A 1,903-nucleotide genomic window follows, 5' to 3' on the forward strand; every position below is an offset into this window, starting at 1 on the left:
CGGTGCTGAAACCTAGTATCAGGTTTCACATCAATGAGGCGCTCAAGACCTACGTGTAACGACCTGCAAACATAATCGGCTCAACCTGCAATCATCCTGATTTTCGGCCCGAATTATTTGCATCTATCCAGCGCTCCAAACCCGGATTATTTGCGAATGAACCCACAATAGTTGCAACCAGCCTGCAATCATCGGCTCGAACCCAGGTTACGTGCGAACGGCAGGCCGGTAGGAGAGCTTGGCATGTTTAGGCTGAACGATAGCAGCGCAGCATCTGCCGTTCGCGGCACGGGTCATGAACTCGAAAGACGCGGACTTTGCTGCCGTTCGCAAGTATTCAGCGAGTGACGGCTTTGCAGCGAGAGATCACGCTCTACGGAAACTGGAACTCAGATCAGATCGAGACGCGGCGGGGGCTCATGAAGCTCCACTTCCCAGCCTTCAAATGGCGGTTCGACCTCGTATTTCGGATCGCAATAGCTTCGAAGATATTGTGCTGCTCTTCTCTCCGCATACTTGGCATTCAGCACTCGTCCTTCACTGTCCATCTCAATCACATTTGCGAAGATTGCAAACGTTTGTTCCAACGCGCTTGGCTCTTCTCCCAGTAGGCTTCTGTAGTCGACGTCTTCGAGGAGCGGATGGCCAACGGTTCCGTTTGCAATCCAGAAAGCAAATGTTCTTAGCGCGCCCGAAAATGACGGACTCAGTCGGTTTGAAGGCAAGTTATCCATGAGCGCAGACTAACTCGGTTTCTGAGCTGTGCAACGGGTCCAGAGATCAAAGCGGACGTTCGCGAATGCTGCAGCATCGGTCTACTTGGCTCATCTACCGACATCTGGCGGGTTTGCTCGGGCTCAATGGCGGGTCATGCGGCGTCAACGACGGCAGAGCGGATAAAACGGACAATGGATTCAGGCTGTGAATGGCGCAGCGCGTTCGAAAGCTATCCCTGGCGCGCGTCCAACAGATGACAAATCGCGGTACCAATCAGTGTGTAAATTCCGACCGTAGCCATCAACGTTAATGTTGAAGTGAAGCCGGCCTTCGCAATCAAAAATGACAAGCTAAATGGAGAAAAAAGCATGAGCACATCGGCCCAGAGGGCGAATGTTGTTGCCAGAAAGGTCAGCAAAAAAACGTATATGGACCGGATCATGAACTTAAACATCCCAACTGGGTTGCATTGCACCCCATCCTATTGAACAAGTTTGGGTTTTCAACAGTTTGGTCAGTCCAGGAGTTGCATGGGCCTAGTAGCGGTGATCTGACGGTTTCTTTCAGGCACTTCCTACGCCGGCTTTTGTACCAAAGGACGGAAGGTGCGGACTTTCTGCCGCTACAACTTCTGGACGGAAGGTCTGCTTTCTGCTGAATTCAATTCGGAAGTATGAAGGTTAACGTGATGTTTGAAGTCGAACCAACAGAAGAAAGTGGAGGCTTTTGCGATTGCTGCGGCAATCAAACTCGCACTGTTTGGGGCTATGTCCATGAAGAAGGTGGAGGCACCGTGGCGAGTTACTTCGTCCAATGGACTGTTGGAAAGTCCATCGAAGACCATCCGGCCAATTTCGATTTGATATATGGGGCTTGGGGTGAAGGTGCCAGCAAGAATGATCGGTGCGCAATCTCGCTCGTTCACTTCGAATCCGAAGGCGTTCCCGGGGTTTCAGTGATTGATGCGCACGACCGGCCTGTTGCTTCTAGTGAACTTGTTGGATCGGCGAAGAGCCGTGAAGAGTTGATAGGTACACCTCTAGCCCAGCAAGTGTTTGCAATATTTGACGCGGTAATTTTGCAGGACAATCGCCTTAGCTGACATTGCCTGAGCTGCAGACAAGATGCACTTTGGGCTCGTTCGTTGAATCCGCTGCGCTTTGTCTGAACGGCTGGTCTAGAAAGC

2 protein-coding genes are annotated in these 1,903 nt (G+C 51.5%); one reads left to right on the forward strand and one right to left on the reverse strand.

What is annotated here, in order from left to right; translation table 11 throughout:
• Window positions 1–389: 389 nt before the first annotated feature.
• Window positions 390–734: a hypothetical protein gene (locus GOX53_RS29260; RefSeq protein ID WP_171182396.1), complete on the reverse strand. Its 345-nt coding sequence runs from the start codon at window positions 732–734 to the stop codon at window positions 390–392.
• Between the two features lie 671 nt (window positions 735–1,405).
• Here GOX53_RS29260 and GOX53_RS29265 point away from each other — a divergent pair.
• On the forward strand, window positions 1,406–1,819 hold the full coding sequence (locus GOX53_RS29265; RefSeq protein WP_171182397.1) for a hypothetical protein: 414 nt from the start codon (window positions 1,406–1,408) through the stop codon (window positions 1,817–1,819).
• Window positions 1,820–1,903 lie beyond the last annotated feature (84 nt).

It is taken from the genome of Ruegeria sp. HKCCD8929 (genome assembly GCF_013031405.1).
Lineage (GTDB): Bacteria > Pseudomonadota > Alphaproteobacteria > Rhodobacterales > Rhodobacteraceae > Ruegeria.

Excerpts from the sequence above, each read along its gene's own strand:
- GOX53_RS29265 (WP_171182397.1), top strand. The coding sequence starts at position 1,406 with ATGTTTGAAGTCGAACCAACAGAAGAAAGTGGAGGCTTTTGCGATTGC.
- GOX53_RS29260 (WP_171182396.1), bottom strand. The coding sequence starts at position 734 with ATGGATAACTTGCCTTCAAACCGACTGAGTCCGTCATTTTCGGGCGCG.